At 64.1% G+C, this 13843-nt stretch carries 14 protein-coding genes; 12 read left to right on the forward strand and 2 right to left on the reverse strand.

What is annotated here, in order from left to right:
- Nucleotides 1-76 precede the first annotated feature (76 nt).
- The 4 genes from purB to gap all read left to right on the forward strand — a co-directional run bounded on the left by purB (nt 77) and on the right by gap (nt 3925).
- Nucleotides 77-1393 carry an adenylosuccinate lyase gene (purB, locus tag GB880_RS13405; RefSeq protein ID WP_154493884.1) on the forward strand — a complete coding sequence of 439 codons (1317 nt, stop codon included), beginning with the start codon at nt 77-79 and terminating at the stop codon, nt 1391-1393.
- A 60-nt stretch (nt 1394-1453) separates the two neighbouring features.
- Nucleotides 1454-2530: a flagellar motor switch protein FliG gene (locus GB880_RS13410; RefSeq protein WP_154493885.1), complete on the forward strand. Its 1077-nt coding sequence runs from the start codon at nt 1454-1456 to the stop codon at nt 2528-2530.
- A 119-nt stretch (nt 2531-2649) separates the two neighbouring features.
- Nucleotides 2650-2793 carry a hypothetical protein gene (locus GB880_RS13415; RefSeq protein WP_154493886.1) on the forward strand — a complete coding sequence of 48 codons (144 nt, stop codon included), beginning with the start codon at nt 2650-2652 and terminating at the stop codon, nt 2791-2793.
- 130 nt (nt 2794-2923) lie between these two features.
- A complete protein-coding gene (gene gap, locus GB880_RS13420) occupies nt 2924-3925 on the forward strand; it encodes a type I glyceraldehyde-3-phosphate dehydrogenase (RefSeq protein ID WP_154493887.1) in 1002 nt (333 codons plus the stop codon).
- A 75-nt stretch (nt 3926-4000) separates the two neighbouring features.
- Here gap and GB880_RS13425 read toward each other — a convergent pair whose 3' ends face one another.
- Nucleotides 4001-4303 carry an antibiotic ABC transporter gene (locus GB880_RS13425; protein WP_154493888.1) on the reverse strand — a complete coding sequence of 101 codons (303 nt, stop codon included), beginning with the start codon at nt 4301-4303 and terminating at the stop codon, nt 4001-4003.
- A 126-nt stretch (nt 4304-4429) separates the two neighbouring features.
- On the opposite strand from GB880_RS13425, the gene pyrC reads away from it, so the two are divergent.
- The 8 genes from pyrC to GB880_RS13465 all read left to right on the forward strand — a co-directional run bounded on the left by pyrC (nt 4430) and on the right by GB880_RS13465 (nt 12875).
- Complete coding sequence (gene pyrC / locus GB880_RS13430) at nt 4430-5473, forward strand: dihydroorotase (protein ID WP_154493889.1); 1044 nt, start codon at nt 4430-4432, stop codon at nt 5471-5473.
- Nucleotides 5470-6141 (forward strand): orotate phosphoribosyltransferase, encoded by a 672-nt coding sequence (locus GB880_RS13435; RefSeq protein WP_154493890.1) that lies wholly within the window; start codon nt 5470-5472, stop codon nt 6139-6141. The genes pyrC and GB880_RS13435 overlap by 4 nt, the downstream gene beginning before the upstream one ends.
- Before the next feature lie 157 nt (nt 6142-6298).
- Nucleotides 6299-7798 carry a replicative DNA helicase gene (locus tag GB880_RS13440; RefSeq protein WP_154493891.1) on the forward strand — a complete coding sequence of 500 codons (1500 nt, stop codon included), beginning with the start codon at nt 6299-6301 and terminating at the stop codon, nt 7796-7798.
- Complete coding sequence (locus GB880_RS13445) at nt 7795-8154, forward strand: DMT family protein (protein ID WP_154493892.1); 360 nt, start codon at nt 7795-7797, stop codon at nt 8152-8154. The genes GB880_RS13440 and GB880_RS13445 overlap by 4 nt, the downstream gene beginning before the upstream one ends.
- A 64-nt stretch (nt 8155-8218) precedes the next feature.
- Nucleotides 8219-9430, forward strand: a complete 1212-nt coding sequence (locus GB880_RS13450) for a multidrug effflux MFS transporter (RefSeq protein ID WP_154550649.1) — start codon at nt 8219-8221, stop codon at nt 9428-9430.
- 62 nt (nt 9431-9492) lie between these two features.
- The gene (locus GB880_RS13455) at nt 9493-10887 is read left to right on the forward strand and encodes a helix-turn-helix domain-containing protein (RefSeq protein WP_154493893.1); all 1395 of its coding nucleotides are present in this window, start codon (nt 9493-9495) and stop codon (nt 10885-10887) included.
- 205 nt (nt 10888-11092) lie between these two features.
- Nucleotides 11093-12376, forward strand: coding sequence for a M23 family metallopeptidase (locus tag GB880_RS13460; RefSeq protein WP_154493894.1), 1284 nt, complete (start codon nt 11093-11095; stop codon nt 12374-12376).
- Nucleotides 12366-12875, forward strand: coding sequence for a bactofilin family protein (locus GB880_RS13465; RefSeq protein ID WP_154493895.1), 510 nt, complete (start codon nt 12366-12368; stop codon nt 12873-12875). The genes GB880_RS13460 and GB880_RS13465 overlap by 11 nt, the downstream gene beginning before the upstream one ends.
- A gap of 47 nt (nt 12876-12922) precedes the next feature.
- On the opposite strand, the gene GB880_RS13470 is transcribed toward GB880_RS13465, so the two are convergent.
- Nucleotides 12923-13789 (reverse strand): DUF2189 domain-containing protein, encoded by an 867-nt coding sequence (locus GB880_RS13470; protein ID WP_154493896.1) that lies wholly within the window; start codon nt 13787-13789, stop codon nt 12923-12925.
- Nucleotides 13790-13843: the final 54 nt, after the last annotated feature.

The raw sequence follows: 13843 nt of genomic DNA on the forward strand, positions 1-13843 counted from the left end.
CGGGAAGCCCTGCGGGCAATTTGTTGCGGACCCTGCGTTCCGCCGTTAAGAGGCCCGGCAAAGACAGGAGAATCCGATGATCCCGCGCTATTCCCGCCCCGAGATGGTCGCCATCTGGTCGCCCGAAACCAAGTTCCGCATCTGGTATGAGATCGAGGCGCATGCCTGCGACGCGCAAGCCGATCTGGGCGTGATCCCGCGCGAGAACGCCGAAGCGGTGTGGAAGGCGCGCGACGTGGAATTCGATGTGGCCCGCATCGACGAGATCGAGGCCGTGACCAAGCACGATGTCATCGCCTTTCTGACCCATCTGGCCGAGCATGTGGGTGCCGAAGAGGCACGATTCGTCCATCAGGGCATGACCAGTTCGGACGTTCTGGACACCACGCTGAACGTGCAGCTGGTGCGCGCCGCAGACATTCTGCTGGCCGACATGGACCGTGTGCTGGCAGCACTGAAAAAGCGCGCCTATGAGCACAAGGATACCATCCGCATCGGCCGCAGCCACGGCATCCACGCCGAACCGACGACCATGGGCCTGACCTTTGCACGGTTTTACGCGGAAATGGATCGCGGTCGCAAACGCCTGGAACTGGCGCGTGACGAAATCGCCACCGGCGCGATCTCGGGCGCGGTCGGCACATTCGCGAACATCGATCCCCGGGTCGAGGAACATGTCTGCGCCAAGCTTGGCCTGCGCCCGGAACCGATCAGCACCCAGGTGATCCCGCGCGACCGTCATGCGATGTTCTTTGCCACGCTGGGCGTGATCGCCAGCTCGATCGAGAACATCGCCATCGAGATCCGCCACATGCAGCGCACCGAGGTGCTCGAGGCCGAGGAATATTTCAGCCCCGGGCAAAAGGGCAGCTCGGCCATGCCGCACAAGCGCAACCCGGTGCTGACCGAAAACCTGACCGGCCTTGCGCGCCTGGTGCGCATGGCGGTGATCCCGGCGATGGAGAATGTCGCCCTGTGGCACGAACGCGACATCAGCCATTCCTCGGTCGAGCGCGGCATTGCGCCGGATACGACGATCACGCTTGATTTCGCGCTGAACCGGCTGGCGGGCGTGATCGAAAAGCTGGTGGTCTATCCCGATAACATGCTGAAGAACATGAACAAGTTCAAGGGGCTGGTCATGTCGCAACGGGTGCTGCTGGCGCTGACACAGGCCGGCGTATCGCGCGAGGACGCCTATCGCCTGGTGCAGCGCAACGCGATGAAGGTCTGGGAACAGGGCGCCGATTTCAAGACCGAACTGTTGGCCGACCCCGAGGTAACGGCGGCGCTGTCCCCCGCCGAGATCGAGGAAAAATTCGATCTGGGCTACCACACCAAGCACGTGGACACGATTTTCGCGCGCGTTTTCGGCGATCAGGCCGCGCGTTAACCGGTCATTGGCATTTTGCTGGCAGATTGCCCCCGGACGAAACGGAATCGGGGGCAATCCATGGGTGTGCCGACCATCGCACAGGCAGCGCTCAATCCCAGGCAGAAGGCGGCTGTGATCGTGCGGCTGATCCTGGCCGAGGGTGAGGATCTGGACCTGTCGCGCCTGCCGCCCGAATTGCAGACCGATCTGGCCCAGGAAATGGCGCTGATGGATCTGGTCGACCGTGACACCCGCAATGCCATCGTTGCCGAATTCTGCGACCGGCTGGAATCGGTGGGCCTGTCGTTCCCCGGCAACATCGATGGCACGCTTGAATTGCTTGGCACTCACCTGTCGCCCGGAACCACTGATCGACTGCGCCGGCTTGCGGCGCTGAACGGAACCGGCGATCCTTGGGACCGCATCGCCATCATGGCGCCGGCGGTCCTGGCACAGCTGGCACAGACCGAGGCGGTCGAGATTGCCGCGGTGATGTTTTCCAAATTGCCGGTGCCCCGCGCGGCCGAGGTCTTCGCGCTGCTGGATGCCGACCTCGCGCGCCGGATTGCTCATGCGATGTCGCTGACCGGTCGCATCCAGGCAGAGGCCCTGCAGCGCATTGGCAAGGCCTTGATCCAGGCAGCCGATGCGCTGCCACAGCCGCAGATCGCGGGCGATGCCGGCGAGCGGGTTGGCGCGATCCTGAACTCGTCGCCTTCGGCCACCCGCGACCGGGTTCTTGACGGGCTTGAGCGCGAGGATCCGGAATTTGCCAATGCGGTGCGAAAGAACATCTTCACATGGGCACATATTCCGCGTCGTATCGACCCCCGCGACATCGCCCGCATCATCCGCGAAGTGGACAATGCCGTGCTGATAAAGGCGCTTGCCGGGGCGACGGGCGAACTGGCCGACACCGCCGATTTCCTGCTGGCAGGCCTTTCCACGCGCCTTGCACAATCCTTGCGCGAAGAGATGCAGGAACTTGGCAAGGTGTCAGCCCGCGACGCGGAAGAGGCGATGGATCAGGTGGTCGCCGTCATCCGGCGCATGGAAGCTGCAGGCGACCTGTTCCTGATCTCTGCCGAAGCCGAAGATGAGGGTGCAGTGCCGGGGCCGCCATCCGACGACGGGTCAGCGGATGGCAGCGGATAAGGGCTTGACGGCCTTGCACCCCACCAATCCATGTGTCTGGCACATGATAAACAGACCTGGATGCATCAGGCTGCTGAACCGGATCACACAGCCCCAGGAGAACAAAGGAACAAGGCAAGGTGACAAATCAGATTGCGGTGGTGTTGGGCGCGCTGATTCTGGCGTTCCTGGGCATCGACCTGCTGACTCAGGACGGCCGGCTGACGCTGATGCTGGCGCGCCATCTGGCAGATTTCATCGAATATCTCAGCTTCTGGCGGTGATGTCGCACGATGCGCGCCATTCACGGGCAAATGCGCAGTTTTCACGGCTTTCAGCGGCGGTCCCCCTTTGCGTCCCGCCGCAAGCCGGGCTATCAGCAGCGCGACACATCATCAGCGTCGGAGGGATACCATGGCTGTCAAGGTGGCGATCAACGGCTTTGGCCGGATCGGTCGGAACGTGCTTCGCGCGATCATCGAATCGGGGCGCACCGATATCGAGGTGGTCGCAATCAACGATCTTGGGCCGGTTGAAACCAACGCCCACTTGCTGCGCTACGATTCGGTCCATGGGCGTTTCCCCGGCAAGGTCACGGTCAGCGGCGACAGCATCGATGTCGGGCGCGGTCCGATCAAGGTGACCGCGATCCGCAACCCGGCCGAGCTGCCCTGGGGTGATGTCGACGTGATCATGGAATGCACCGGCATCTTCACCTCGAAGGAAAAGGTGCAACCGCATCTTTCCACGGGCGCCAAGCGGGTGCTGATTTCCGCGCCCGGCGACAATGCCGACAAGACCATCGTCTTTGGCGTCAATGACAACACCCTGACCCGCGACGACATCGTGGTGTCGAATGCCAGCTGCACCACCAACTGCCTGTCGCCGGTGGCCAAGGTGCTGAACGACGCGATCGGCATCACCCGCGGCTTCATGACGACGATCCACAGCTATACCGGCGACCAGCCCACGCTGGACACGATGCACAAGGATCTCTACCGCGCCCGCGCAGCGGCACTGTCGATGATCCCGACATCGACCGGCGCGGCCAAGGCCGTGGGTCTGGTCCTGCCCGAGCTGAAGGGCAAGCTGGACGGCGTCGCCATCCGCGTGCCAACGCCGAATGTCTCGGTCGTCGATCTGGTGTTCGAGGCCGCCCGCGATACTTCGGTCGAGGAAATCAATGCCGCCATCCGCGCCGCCGCCGACGGCCCGCTGAAGGGCATCCTGGGCTATACCGACGAACCGCTGGTATCGTCGGATTTCAACCATGATTCGCATTCCTCGGTCTTTCACCTGGATCAGACCAAGGTCATGGAAAAGCGCATGTGCCGCATCCTGACCTGGTATGACAACGAATGGGGCTTTTCCAACCGGATGTCAGACACCGCGGTCGCAATGGGCAAGTTGATCTGACGGCCCCGCTGGCCTGCAAACGAAAACGCGCCCTTGCGGGCGCGTTTTTCATTTCCGGCCTGCGCCAGGCAGGCGTCACTTCTTTTTGGAAAGCCGGCGGACATTCGCCTTGGTGCGCCGGCGATAAGGACGCAGTGCCGCCGCCATCACCTTGTCGGCGCGCTGCCCCTGCCCCGCGGCCCGAATCGCCGCCTGCATCGCCTCGGATGCCGCATTGGCCTTTTCGATCACCATGCGCTGGGGCTCGGCCGCGTCCTGGCGGATCAGTCCCATCATGCCTGCCGTGCGCAGGGCAATCACTGTCTGCGCCTCGATGCTCATCTGCGCCACTTGCCGCCACAACAGCAATGGCGTCTGCATCGACCATAAGCTGAACATGGCCGTCACCTTTCACAAACCGCACAAAAGCAAGCCTTGCACCCACGCGAAAGCCTTGCCAAGCCCTTTCGTCGAACATTCTTTTGCCCTATGGCCGTAGCGCCATCCCCGCTACAGAGCGATTTCATGACCCAGACCGTAACGCTGCGACGTCCCGACGACTGGCACCTGCATCTGCGCGACGGCCAGATGCTGCAGGCAGTGGCTTCATATTCCGGCCATTTCGGCCGCGCGATCATCATGCCGAACCTCGTGCCGCCGGTGGTGACGGGGGCGCAGGCCGCCGCCTATCGCGACCGCATCCTGGCGGCATTGCCTGCCGGCGTGACGCTGCGTCCGCTGATGACGCTGTATCTGACCGAAACCACCGACGCCGCCGATCTGCTGGCCGCGCATCAGGCCGGCATCGTCACGGCGGTCAAGCTGTATCCCGCCGGGGCCACGACCAATTCCGCCAGTGGCGTGCGCGATTTCGACAAGGTGCGCGGCGTGCTCGAGGCCATGGCCACGGCCGGGATCCCGCTGTGCGTTCATGGCGAGGTCACCGATCCGGCCGTCGACATCTTCGACCGCGAGGCGGTGTTCATCGACCGTGTGCTGGAGCCGATCCGGCGCCGCACGCCGGGGCTGCGGGTGGTCATGGAACACATCACCACCACCGAAGGCGCCGATTACGTGCGCGCCAACGACGACATTGGCGCCACCATCACCACCCACCACCTGGTCATCAACCGCAACCACATCCTGGTGGGTGGGATCCGACCGCATTACTACTGCCTGCCGGTGGCCAAGCGCGAAACCCATCGCCTGGCGCTGCGCGCGGCCGCGACCTCGGGCGATCCGCGCTTCTTCCTGGGCACCGATTCGGCCCCGCACCCCGATCGGGCCAAGGAATCGGCCTGCGGCTGCGCCGGCTGCTTCACCGCGCCCAACACCCTGTCGATCCTGGCCCAGGTGTTCGAAGAGGAAGGCGCGCTGGACCGGCTCGAAGGATTTACCTCGCTGCACGGCGCGGCCTTCTATGGTCTGCCGGCCAGCGATGACCGCATCCGGCTGGTGCGTCGCGACACGCCCGCCAGCTATCCCACGCATATCTCTGCCGGCGACGACACGGTGACCGTGTTCGACCCGGGCTTTCCGCTGTTCTGGCACGTCGAGGATCCCGCATGACCCTGCCCTTTCCCCCGCGCGAGGAAATCGCCCGGCTGACCGCCCGCATGTTGCTGGAAATCAAGGCGGTGCATTTCAACGCCGTCGAGCCCTATACCTATGCCTCGGGGTTGAAGGGGCCGACCTATATCGATTGTCGCAAGCTGATCAGCTATCCGCGCATCCGCTCGACGCTGATGGATTTCATGGCGGCGACCGTCCTGCGCGACGCGGGGTTCGATGCCTTCGACAACATTGCCGGCGGCGAGACCGCGGGCATCCCCTTTGCCGCGCTGGTGGCCGAGCGGCTTGAACTGCCGATGACCTATGTGCGCAAGAAGCCCAAGGGTTACGGCCGCAACGCCCGCATCGAAGGCACCATGACCGAAGGCCAGCGCGTGCTGCTGGTCGAGGATCTGACCACCGACGGCGGCTCGAAGCTGAGCTTTGTCGATGCGATCCGAGACACCGGCGCCAGCTGCAACCATACCGCGGTGATCTTCTATTACGACATCTTTCCGGAAACCCGGCAGCGTCTGGCCGATCACGGCGTGACCTTGCATCATCTGTGCACCTGGTGGGATGTGCTGGCCGAGGCCAAGGACCAGGGCTTTTACGACGCCGCGACCCTGGCCGAGGTTGAAAGCTTTCTGACCGATCCGCGCGCCTGGCAGGCCGCCCATCCCTGACAAACTGCGTGCCGGAGGCAGCATCACCGACCCGTTCCCCGGACCACGGCGCGGGTCGGATTTCCTCCACAGCTTATCCACAGGATATCCCGATGGACCCCGCCCCGGATAAGGTGGATAAGGGCTATCTGTCCCCGTCGAACTTCCGGAGCCAAGGATGAGCGAGTTGCGCGCCGTCGAAATCAGGAAGCCCAGCGAGATCGCCTCGGCCGCGGCCGAACTGGCCGTGCCCTTTTCCATCGAGGCCGAACAGCAGCTGCTGGGTGCCTTGCTGACCAACAACGAGGTTTATGACCACGTTTCGCGTCTGGTTCAGGCCCGGCATTTCTACGACCCCGTGCACCGGCGCATCTATGAAATCTGCGTCGAACGCATTTCCAAGAATGCGCTGGCCAGCCCGGTGACGGTCAAGGCCTTCATGGAAAACGACCCGGGGCTGCGCGAACTGGGCGGGCCCGCCTATCTGGCGCGGCTGGCGGGGGCGGCGATTTCGTCCCATGCCGCGCGCGATTACGCGCAGATGATCCGCGAATTCGCCCTGCGCCGCGACCTGATCGCGCTGGGTCACGATATCGCGGCGCGCGCAACCACCGTTTCTGTCAACGATTCCGCCGAGGACCAGATCAAGGAGGCCGAGCAGACGCTTTACAAGCTGGCCGAACAAGGCGTGGCAGAACGCGGTTTCCAAAGCTTTCTGGCGGCTGTCACGGGCGCACTGAACGCCGCCAACGCCGCCTTCAGCCGCGGCGGCGGGCTGTCGGGGATTTCCACCGGTCTGATCGACCTGGACAACAAGATGGGGGGGCTGAACCGTTCCGACCTGATCATCCTGGCGGGACGGCCTTCGATGGGCAAGACTTCGCTGGCCACGAACATTGCCTTCAACGTGGCCAAGGCCCATCGCATGGGGGAATTGCCCGATGGCAGCCACGGCACCGTCGCTGGCGGCGTCGTCGGCTTTTTCAGTCTGGAAATGTCGGCCGAACAGCTTGCTGCCCGCATCCTGTCCGAGGCGGCCGAAGTTCCCAGCGAGGCGATCCGTCGGGGTGACATGACCGAAGAGGAATTCCGCCGCTTTGTCCAGGCCGCGCATGACCTGTCGAACTGTCCCCTCTATATCGACGATACGCCGGCATTGCCGATCAACCAGCTGGCGGCGCGGGCACGCAAGCTCAAGCGGACGATGGGGCTTGACCTGCTGATCGTGGACTATCTGCAGCTGCTGCGCGCGGCCTCGGCCAAGGACAGCCGCGTCAATGAAGTCAGCGAGATTACCCAGGGCCTGAAGGCCGTGGCCAAGGAACTGGACATCCCGGTCATCGCCCTGTCGCAGTTGTCGCGCCAGGTGGAATCGCGCGAGGACAAGCGCCCGCAGCTTTCCGACCTGCGCGAATCGGGTTCGATCGAGCAGGACGCCGATATCGTCATGTTCGTCTTTCGCGAGGAGTATTACCGCGAGCGCGAAAAGCCGGCCGATCATGATCTGGACAAGATGGCCGCCTGGCAGCAGATCATGGAGGCGTGCCACGGCAAGGCCGAGGTCATCATCGGCAAGCAGCGCCACGGCCCGATCGGCACGGTCGAACTGTCCTTCGAGGGGCGGTTCACGCGATTCGGCAATCTCGAGAAACATCGCTCATGGGATCGTTCGGAATGAATCTGCCGGTGCCCGTGGTAACGGTGGGGCTGCTCGTGGCCTCGAATCTTTTCATGACGATTGCCTGGTATGGGCATCTGAAATTCAAGTCGGCGCCGCTGCTGACGGTGATCCTGGTCAGCTGGGGCATTGCGTTCTTTGAATATGTCCTGCAGGTGCCGGCCAACCGCATCGGCTATGGCCATTTCAGCGCCGCACAGCTGAAAACCATTCAGGAAGTCATCAGTCTTTCGGTTTTCGTGCTGTTTTCATGGGCCTATCTGGGCGAAAAGATCACCCTGAACGTCATTGCCGGCTTTGCGCTGATCTGCCTCGGCGCGTTCCTGATCTTTCACAATTTCGGCACGTCGCATTGAAAGCGGCGTAACGTCGCGTCAACGGACCGTTGCCTTCCGCACCCACAATGCGGATGAAGCAGAGATGACAGCCGCCGTATCCGTCCCGCCCCGCCGCCCGCATCTGATCACGCTGGTGCTGCTTTCAGCAACCGGCGCCCTGGCCATGAACATCTTCCTGCCCTCTCTGCCCGGAATGGCACGGGATTTCGGCGTGGAATATGCCTTCATGCAGCTGTCGGTATCGGCATTTCTGGGTGTCAGCGCGGTGCTGCAACTGCTGTGCGGGCCGATCAGCGACCGATTCGGGCGCAGGCCCGTGGTGCTGGGCGCGTTCGGCATCTTCGTGCTGGCGACGCTGGGAACGTTGTGGGCACCCGATGCACATTGGTTCATGGCCTTTCGCCTGATCCAGGCCACGGTGACCGTGGGCTTCGTGATGAGCCGCGCGGTGGTGCGCGACATCGTGCCGGCGGAATCGGCGGCCAGCATGATCGGCTATGTCACCATGGCCATGTCGCTGGTGCCGATGGCGGCGCCGATCCTTGGCGGGGTGCTGGACGAGGCTTTCGGCTGGCAGGCCAGTTTTGTGGTCATGGGCGTGGCCGCGCTGGCGGTGATGGCCGTCTGCTGGTTCGACCTGAACGAAACCGCGCGCGGCGGCGGCGTGCCGATGCGCCAGCAATTGGCCACCTATCCCATCCTTGCCCGATCGCAACGCTTCTGGGGCTATGCCCTGGCCGCGACGCTGAGCGCGGGGGCGTTCTATGCCTATCTGGGGGGCGCCCCCTTCGTGGGGCGCACGGTTCTGCACCTGTCTGCGGCCGAGGTGGGTTACTGGTTCGCTGCCCCCTCGATCGGCTATGCGCTGGGCAATTTCATCTCGGCCCGGTTCTCGACCCGGGTGGGCATGAACCGGATGATTCTGGCCGGGGGCGTGGTCGCCACCGTGCCGCTCTTCGCGGCCTTGCTGGTCGATCTGGTGGCCGAACAGACACCGCTGATCTTTTTTGGTTCGGTCGCGTTCATGGGGCTGGGCAACGGAATGCTGCTGCCCAATGCCAACGCCGGCATGATGAGCGTGCGCCCGGAACTGGCGGGCACCGCGAGCGGGCTTGGGGGTGCAATGGCGGTCGCGGGCGGCGCGGGACTGGCCGCGCTGGCCGGGGCATTCCTGCACGATGACGCCACTGCAGCGCCGCTCTTGGCGATCATGACGCTGGTTTCGCTGGGTTCGATCCTTGCGGGGGTCTGGGTGATCCTTCGCCAGGCTCAGGTGATGCGCGCCGGCGTCTGATACCCCTTGCCCACCCCCCTTTGCAAAGCATATCCGATAATTTGCAAACGGGGTTGGTCCAGATGGCTACGCAAAAGATCTATGCCGGGGTGGCTTTGCGCGAGACGCGCGCGCGCGCGGGCCTGACCCAGCGGGCCTTTGCCGACCGGCTTGGGGTCTCGCTGCCCTATCTGTCGCAGATGGAAAACAATCACCGCCCGGTGTCGGCGGGGGTGCTGCTGCGGCTGGCGGCCGAATTTTCCGTCGATCTGGGCGCGATGGCGGTCGGCGACGCCGAACGCATGGTCATCGACATGGCCGAGGCGCTGGCCGATCCGCTGTTCGACAACCCGCCGCCGCGGGCCGATCTGCGCCTTGCTGCCACCAACGCTCCGGCGCTGGCACGCGCCTTTCTGGACCTGTATCGCGCCCATCGCGAAGGGCAGGAAAGGCTGGCGGCGCTGGACGAGGCGCTCGGTTCTGGGGCGCAGAATGCCACCTCTTCCGCATGGGAAGAGGTCCGCGATTTCTTCCATTATTGCGACAACTACATCGATGCGGTGGATCGCGCGGCGGAACATTTTGCCCGCAGCCAGCCAGAGATGCCGCCGCTGCAGCGGGCCATTGCCGCATTGACACAGCGCGGAATCACGGTCAGCACCCAGGAACTGGGCGTGGGGCCCGTCTATCGTCGCCAGGGCCAGCACATCACCCTGAATGCAGCGGCCGAACCGGCGACCCAGGCCTTTCAGCTGCTGCACCTGCTGGCGCTGGAAAGCCGCGCCGAACTGCTGGAGGCCACCCTGGAACTTGGGCGGTTCCGAAATGTCTCGGCGCGGGATATCGCACGCCTTGGGCTGGCGAACTATTTCGCCGGTGCGGCGATGATGCCCTATGGCCGTTTCCTGAGCGCCGCCCGCTCCGAACGCCACGATCTGGAACGGTTGGCGCATCTGTTTCACGCCTCTCTGGAGCAGGTTGCGCATCGCCTTTCAACCCTGCAAAGAGGCGGGGCGCGCGGGGTGCCGTTCTTTTTCGTGCGTGTGGATCAGGCGGGCACCATTACCAAGCGCCATTCCGCGACCCGGATGCAGTTTGCCCGCTTTGGTGGCGCCTGTCCGCTGTGGAATGTCCATCAGGCCTTCGAGACGCCGGGCCGCTTTCTGCGTCAGCTTGCCGAAACGCCGGATGGCAAGCGCTACCTGTTGCTGGCGCGCGACGTTTCCAAACCGGCCGGAGCCTTCGGGGCGCCAGTGCGCCGTTTTGCGATCGGACTGGGGTGCGAGATCGCCTATGCCCGCGATCTGGTCTATGCCGACGGCCTGGATCTGGGCAACCCCGCCTTGTTCGAGCCGATCGGCGTGTCCTGCCGGATCTGCCCGCGACCCAACTGTCATCAGCGCTCGGTACCCCCGGTTGACCGCACCATCCGCATTCCCCCGGACCGCCCCGGCCCCCTGCCCTACGAGTTTTCCTGAACCGCTACCCCGCCAGAGACGGCTGACCCAACGCGGCAAGACCGGCAAGGTTCCACCGGTCGCCCCCCTGCCATAGGCATCAATCCGCCCAAGGTTTGGTCGCCGTTTCGTGGCATGTTGCGGTTTTGGCACAGTTCCGATTTATGCATGCCAGCCGCAACCGCCCCTGCCTGGGTGGTCATGCAACAACAATGGATCCGGGACATTGCGCATTACCCATAGTCTGAATTCGGTGCTTGAGCGCTGGCTGCCTGAACAGCGTCTCTTCCTGAAATCGGAAAGCTCGACGCGATTTCTGCGCCTGCGACCGACCACCCAGCTCGCCGCCCTGGGCGGGATTGCGCTGCTTGTGGGCTGGTCGATCATCGCCAGTTCCATCCTGGTGATCGATGCCATCAGTGCGGGATCGTCCCGCGACGAAGCCCGCCGATCACAAATGGCCCTGGAATCGCGGCTGACCGATCTGTCGGCCGAACGCGACACGCGCGCGGCCGAAGCGGCGGCCGCACAGAACCGCTTTGCGGTAGCGCTGGATCAGGTTTCGCGCATGCAATCGCAGCTGCTGGAGTCCGAGGCCCGCCGGCATGAGCTGGAAACTGGCCTTGGCGTGGTGCAAACCAACCTCCAGCAGGCCGTCGCCGCCCAGCACAAGGCCGAAAGCCGGCTGTCCGCCACGGACGCGCCTGCCGATGCCGCCGAACTGCAGGCGGCGCTGGATATCCTGTCGGGTGAACTGCGCCAGGCGGCAAGCGAACGGGCCACGGCCCTGCGCGAGGCACAGGACGCGCGGCGCACGGCCCAGGCGCTGGAAATCGAGCGCGACCAGATCATCGCCCGCAACGACGAGATCCTGACCCAGCTGGAAGACGCCGTGACAGTTTCGGTCAAGCCGCTGGACGACATGTTCCGCAGTGTGGGGATGAATCCCGATCAGATCCTCGAGACCGTGCGCAAGGGGTATTCCGGCCAGGGCGGGCCGTTGAACCCGATCAGCTATTCCTCCAGCGGCAATGCCGAGATCACGCAGGGCGAAGCCAAGGCCAACGAGATCCTGATCACGCTGGACCAGATGAACAGCTATCGCATTGCCGTGGAAAAGATGCCCCTGGCGATGCCCGTGCAGTCTGCATTCCGGTTCACCTCGCCTTTCGGCCGCCGCTGGGGCCGCGCCCATGAAGGCATCGATCTGGCCGCCCCGGTCGGCACGCCGATCCATTCGACCGCCGAGGGCACGGTGATCTTTGCCGGATGGCAGCGCGGCTATGGCAACCTGATCAAGATCCAGCACGCGCTGGGTGTCGAAACCCGCTACGGCCATCTGTCCAAGATTCGGGTCAAGGTCGGGCAAAAGGTGTCGCGTGGCACGCGGATCGGTGATATGGGCAATACCGGACGCTCGACCGGTTCGCATCTGCATTACGAAGTGCGGGTGAACGGTCAGGCCATGAACCCCATGACCTTCATCAAGGCTGCCCAGAATGTTTTCTAAGACCCGTGTCACCGAACCCGGCCCCCGCACCCAGACGGCGCCCGAGCCCGCGACCGCCCGGCCTCTGGAAAACCCGGCTGATGTCCCCGCGGCCCAATCCGCCGCGGCTGCGCGCGGCCGCACCGCACCGTCGATCCTGTCGTCCGATCTGACGGTCAGCGGAAATCTGCAAACCGAAGGCGATATCCAGATCGAGGGCACGATCGAAGGCGATATCCGTGCCCATCAGCTGATTGTCGGCGAAAGCGCCACGATTCGCGGTGAGATCGTCGCTGAAGAGGTCGTGGTGCATGGGCGCGTCGTCGGCCGCGTGCGCGGTCTGAAGGTGCGACTGACCGCCACCGCCCGCGTCGAGGGCGACATCATCCACAAGACCATCGCCATTGAATCGGGCGCGCATTTCGAGGGCTCTGTGCAACGCCAGGAAGACCCGTTGACGAAATCTGCCGCGCCAAAACTTGCGGCTCCGGTCACGCCCCGGCTGGCCAACAGCGAATAGTCAGGACGGCGTCAGTCGATGTCGGGCGGCCCTGCGGCCGCCCTTTTTCATGCCCGCAGTCGCAAGGGTTCAGGGGTCGGGTCGGGCATCAGCTGGCGATACATGTGCCAACTGGCGTGCCCAAGAACCGGCAGCACCACCAGCAACCCGATGAACATTGTCGCGATGGCCGCAAACAGCAGCGCCGCGATCACTGCTGCCCAGACCGCCAGCACCAGCGGATTGGCCGCGACCGCCTGAAAGCTGGCAATGATTGCGGAAATCAGGTCGACCTCACGGTCGAGAATGAGCGGCAGGCCAACGACAGTGATCGAGAACAGCACCGCCGCAAAGCCGCCGCCGATCAGCGTGCCCACCAGAAGCATCACCAGCCCCCTGCCGTGAAACAGGATCTCGGCCGATTTGGTGATGTTGGTCAGCGACGACACGCCCATGAACAGCGCAAAGATGGTGTGGGCAACAAATACCCAGAACATGAACATCAGCAGGATCACCATGGCCATCGAGGGAACCTGTCGATCCTTTTGCGCCACCACCACCCCCAGGATCTGGCGCCAGTCCAGGGGCTGATCCATCTCGATGCGGCGGCTGACCTCGTAAAGGCCTACGGCGGCAAAGGGTGCAAGCAGGGGAAAGCCGACGACAAAGGGCATCAGCCACCACTCCTGCCCTGCCGCCAGCGCCACCGTGGCCAGCACCCAGCCGCCCAGCACGTAAAAGGCCGCAAACAGCAGGCCAAAGGCCGGCGCCCTGCGGAAGTCGCGCCACCCCTCGACCAGCACCTGTCCGATGGTGCCCATGCCGATGATGGCAGGCAGGGGAATTTCATCCGGGCCCGGGTCCGGCGCCGGATCGGGTAGCGGCGGTGGCTCACGCTCGGGTATGGGCTGCGGAAACGGCCTGGGTTCGGTCATGCCTGTTACGTCCTGTGTCGACGAACACAGGTTAGCAGGCTGTGGCAAAAGCGA

The sequence above is a fragment of the Paracoccus sp. SMMA_5_TC genome, assembly GCF_009696685.2.
Classification (GTDB): domain Bacteria; phylum Pseudomonadota; class Alphaproteobacteria; order Rhodobacterales; family Rhodobacteraceae; genus Paracoccus.

Excerpts from the sequence above, each read along its gene's own strand:
- purB (WP_154493884.1), top strand. The coding sequence starts at position 77 with ATGATCCCGCGCTATTCCCGCCCCGAGATGGTCGCCATCTGGTCGCCC.
- GB880_RS13410 (WP_154493885.1), top strand. The coding sequence starts at position 1,454 with ATGGGTGTGCCGACCATCGCACAGGCAGCGCTCAATCCCAGGCAGAAG.
- gap (WP_154493887.1), top strand. The coding sequence starts at position 2,924 with ATGGCTGTCAAGGTGGCGATCAACGGCTTTGGCCGGATCGGTCGGAAC.
- GB880_RS13425 (WP_154493888.1), bottom strand. The coding sequence starts at position 4,303 with ATGTTCAGCTTATGGTCGATGCAGACGCCATTGCTGTTGTGGCGGCAA.
- pyrC (WP_154493889.1), top strand. The coding sequence starts at position 4,430 with ATGACCCAGACCGTAACGCTGCGACGTCCCGACGACTGGCACCTGCAT.
- GB880_RS13435 (WP_154493890.1), top strand. The coding sequence starts at position 5,470 with ATGACCCTGCCCTTTCCCCCGCGCGAGGAAATCGCCCGGCTGACCGCC.
- GB880_RS13440 (WP_154493891.1), top strand. The coding sequence starts at position 6,299 with ATGAGCGAGTTGCGCGCCGTCGAAATCAGGAAGCCCAGCGAGATCGCC.
- GB880_RS13445 (WP_154493892.1), top strand. The coding sequence starts at position 7,795 with ATGAATCTGCCGGTGCCCGTGGTAACGGTGGGGCTGCTCGTGGCCTCG.
- GB880_RS13450 (WP_154550649.1), top strand. The coding sequence starts at position 8,219 with ATGACAGCCGCCGTATCCGTCCCGCCCCGCCGCCCGCATCTGATCACG.
- GB880_RS13455 (WP_154493893.1), top strand. The coding sequence starts at position 9,493 with ATGGCTACGCAAAAGATCTATGCCGGGGTGGCTTTGCGCGAGACGCGC.
- GB880_RS13465 (WP_154493895.1), top strand. The coding sequence starts at position 12,366 with ATGTTTTCTAAGACCCGTGTCACCGAACCCGGCCCCCGCACCCAGACG.
- GB880_RS13470 (WP_154493896.1), bottom strand. The coding sequence starts at position 13,789 with ATGACCGAACCCAGGCCGTTTCCGCAGCCCATACCCGAGCGTGAGCCA.